Origin of the sequence: Synechococcus sp. H55.11 (assembly GCF_047462475.1) — a bacterium.
GTDB lineage: Bacteria > Cyanobacteriota > Cyanobacteriia > Thermostichales > Thermostichaceae > Thermostichus.
This window is the reverse complement of the sequence record NZ_JANSJI010000285.1, coordinates 1-3639: the sequence shown is the minus strand read 5'-3', so window position 1 is coordinate 3639 and position 3639 is coordinate 1. Positions and strand designations below refer to the sequence as shown.

The following is a 3639-nucleotide window of genomic DNA, read 5'->3' as shown; positions in this document are numbered from 1 at the left end:
CTTCTTAGCTGTTTTTGGGCTTTTGGATCAATTTCGCACCACACCCTTGGATCTGGGGGCGGTGCTCCGTTTTGATAACCGAGGGGCCGGTTTTGGCGCTACGGCTCTCGGCCAGCCTTTGCGCACGGCCCAACTGCTGCAAGACTTCACCAGCGACAAGCAACTGCTTAGGCGAGGGGTATTGCGGGCAAATCCCGGTGGGAACACCGCCTTGTATGACGCCACGGTGGAAGCCGGGCGTTTCTTAAGTGACTTTCGCCCCAATGAGACCTTCAACCGCCGCCTGGTGGTGTTTACCGACGGCATCGACAACGAGAGCACCCGCTCCATTGACCAGACCATTCGGGAGCTCACAACTCTGGCCCAAGAGCGGGGGCAGAAGCTGACCGTGTATGTAGTTGGGCTGGGCGTTGACTTAAACCTGCTGGAGCTCCAGCGACTGGCGGCGGCCACAGAAGGCACGTTTGTGCTGGCGCGGTTTGCCGAGGCTCTGGAAGCTCCCTTTGCCAATCTATTCCCTGCTGCTATTGGAGAGCACCGCCTGCAGGTGCGGGTACAAAGTAATGTTCCCCTACCTGCTGGCTCTTATCTTCTCAGCGGCGAACTGCGGGTCGAGAGAGAGGGAAGCCGTTTTGTGACATCCTTTAGCGACGCCGTTCTCACGGTGGGATCCCGCTAGAGCCCTTCTGCAAACCAACAACATCCGCAATTGAGAGCGAGGCATAGGCATATGTTTCGACGACTGGGCACATCCAGCAGATTTTGGCGACCGGCTGCGCTTGTCCTGGCTGCTGTGGTTACAGGTTCCCTCACTGTTTTGCTGAAAAGTTGCGGTAGTGGCGGCTCTGGCAATCCTGCTGGGGTGGAGTTGCCGACAAGGGATCCCGCTGCCGGCTCCGCGGCTGCCATCCTGGGGCTGGTCGTTGATCCCTTTGGTCAGCTTTGTGGCCCGGGATCCACGGCTACTCTTTGTGCAGGCGGGCCAGTCTTTTCGGCAGGCAACTCAGTTCAGCTAGTCGGCTTGAGCTCACGGGGAGAGATTTTGTTTCCCCCCTTGGCCACTGCCACCCTGGATAGCAACTTGCGCTTTACGATTCCCTTTTCTGGCTCGATCACGCAGCCGCCGGGGAAATTGGTTTCGGTGCAATCGAACCTCGTTGGGCAGGGACGGCAGGCCAGCCAGCCTACACCGCTGCGGGGATTTGTTTTCAGTGCAGCCGTCGATGTCTCTCCTTGGAGCGAGGCTCTCTATCGCATCTTGCTGCGGGAACGGGAGCGAGTGCCCTTCTCGAACTTGGCCCCCCCTGAGGTTAGGGATTTGGAGAACATTTTGTTTGTTAGCATTCCTCTTTCCAGAACTGCCCGTAACCTAGAGGAAGTTATTGCCGATATCATTCAGCAAGCGGATCGGCTGAGTTTTAATGGACTGCGTTTTGTAGAGGATCTGATTCGAGTTTGCTATGCCCCGGAAGGCAATCAATCCGATCAACCCTGTCGGCTGCGGATCCCGGTGCCTACTCCGCCTCCAGTGCCCATTGAACCGCCGGCAACTCGGCCACCAGCTTCTCCTCTTGCTCCCGGAACTCCTTTGCCGGCAGCAACACCTTCTCCTGAGGCTCCTACCCTACCCATCGTCATCACCAATAGAGCTTCAGTCCGTCTATCATCTGGAACTTTAGTATTCAGTAACCCAGTTACAGTGAGAGTGGACAATTTGTAGCTGCTTCGCTTGGAATTGAGTCCTGTTTCTTTCTTTTTTGAAGACATTCCCTGAAAAAGCGAGGAGTGTTAGATGTTGACCTCAAGACCGTCTCTGCCCAACTCTAAGCAACCCGCCGGGCTACTGCAGATTCTCAGCCGTACTTTGGGATCCGTTTCCACAGCTTTGCTCATTTTGCTTTTGAGAGTGGAGAATGCCGACTCCACTACATCAGGGAATATACTTCTGCAACACTCTGCTCAAGATGAGCTGGTCTTTATCGACCAAGCTTTGCCCGATCTGTCGATCTTGCTAGCAGGGATCCGACCTGGAACAGAGATTATTCTTTTGGACCCTAACAGAGATGGGATCCAGCAGATCGCCGAGGCGCTGCGAGGTCGAAAAGGTGTTAGAGCTTTGCACGTTCTATCTCACGGGCAGGCGGGCTCAATACAGTTGGGCAAAAGCCTTCTCAGCCTAGAAAACCTATCCGAATATGCAAGCTTGCTCTCGCAGTGGAAATCTAGCCTGGCTGATGATGCAGAGATCTTGGTCTATGGCTGCGAAGTGGCATCTGGCTTAGAGGGAGAGCTTCTCATCAAGCAGCTAGCTCATCTAACAGGAGCTGATATTGCCGCTTCTACCAACCTTACAGGATATGCTGGATACGATGCAGATTGGGTTCTAGAGGCTGCGACCAGCTCCATTGCTACCCCCACAATTTTTGTGGAAGGCTCAGTGGAGCATCGTTACCAACATACCTTACAGGTTGGTGCCACGCCCACTCTGGATGCTAACTTTGTTTTAGCAAACATCCAAGTAGGTACTAACAAGCTTTCTCTCATCGACGCAACTAACCAAGTTATTTTAAGAAGAGTTGATAATGACCAAGCAGCAGGGATTTGTAACATTGTCTGGGTCGTTCCTCCAGACACTCCTGGCAGCCTTGGAATTACAGCTATGGAGCAGGCTCTCTTAATCAATCCTATAAATCCGGTTATTAAGGCAGGGACAGATAATATTTTTACAAACAAAGATACTGGCACTGTCAACCTCAATAACATAGAAAGAGTTGACTTTATCACGCCAGGTGGCATAACTGCGCCTAGTGCCAATCTAGATAAAATCGGGTTTCTCCTTCTGGATAGAGGCGGCAATGACTCTTTTAGGATGGCTGCTATCACCAAGCTTGATCCCAACCCCGTAAATTACATTTACGGATCGGTTGTTGCAGTTGGATCCGGTACTTGGTCGAAAGGCACATTTATTAATACAAACGTGCATAGCGATAAGTGTGGAACTCAACCTCTAGACACGACTATTACTTCTTTTGGACTAAACCAACCGCTATCGGGAGTTTTCGTAAGCTTCCAAGATCTAGGCATATCACCTAGTCAAACATTCTTTGGATACTCAGTAGTTGGCAATGATGTAACCGGCTCAGTTAAAAACTTCAACACGTTCTCAAAAAACACGAATCAAATCAACGGCGGCTGGGATATGACGGCAGGGGGGGGAATTGTGGCTTACAACCCTCTTGCCAACAATGACGCTGCTACAACTCCCCCAAATACACCAGTCACCATCACGATTCTGTCTAATGATGTAGGGTATGTCTTTAATTTGGATCCCAGTACCATTGACCTAGATCCAAGCTCTCCTGGACAGCAAACTACTCTGACGGTCCCCGGAGAAGGCACATACACTGTTAACCCAGTTACTGGGGAAGTCACTTTTACTCCGGATTTTAGCTTCACAGGTACCACTACCCCAATTAAGTACACCGTAAAAGATATACAGGGCCTAATTTCCAACGAAGCCACCATTACCGTCAAAGTTACTCCAGCATCAACCCCAACGCCAACTCCAACCCCGACGCCCTGTCTCTAATACACATCAGCCGCAGCCGACGATCTCCTCTGTGTAGAACTCGGAGGTCC

At 51.8% G+C, this 3639-nt stretch carries 3 protein-coding genes; all 3 read left to right on the top strand.

The features are described 5' to 3' along the window. Positions 1-679, top strand: a 679-nt coding sequence (locus NW853_RS11370; protein WP_414349061.1) for a vWA domain-containing protein, incomplete at its 5' end; no start/stop codon positions are given. A 157-nt stretch (positions 680-836) separates the two neighbouring features. Beyond that, complete coding sequence (locus NW853_RS11365; RefSeq protein ID WP_414349060.1) at positions 837-1016, top strand: hypothetical protein; 180 nt, start codon at positions 837-839, stop codon at positions 1014-1016. Positions 1017-1792: 776 nt separating this feature from the next. After that, positions 1793-3589: a DUF4347 domain-containing protein gene (locus NW853_RS11360; protein WP_414349059.1), complete on the top strand. Its 1797-nt coding sequence runs from the start codon at positions 1793-1795 to the stop codon at positions 3587-3589. Positions 3590-3639: the final 50 nt, after the last annotated feature.

Bases quoted from the DNA above. Each gene is read 5' to 3' on its own strand.
- NW853_RS11360 (WP_414349059.1), top strand. From the start codon at position 1,793: ATGTTGACCTCAAGACCGTCTCTGCCCAACTCTAAGCAACCCGCCGGG.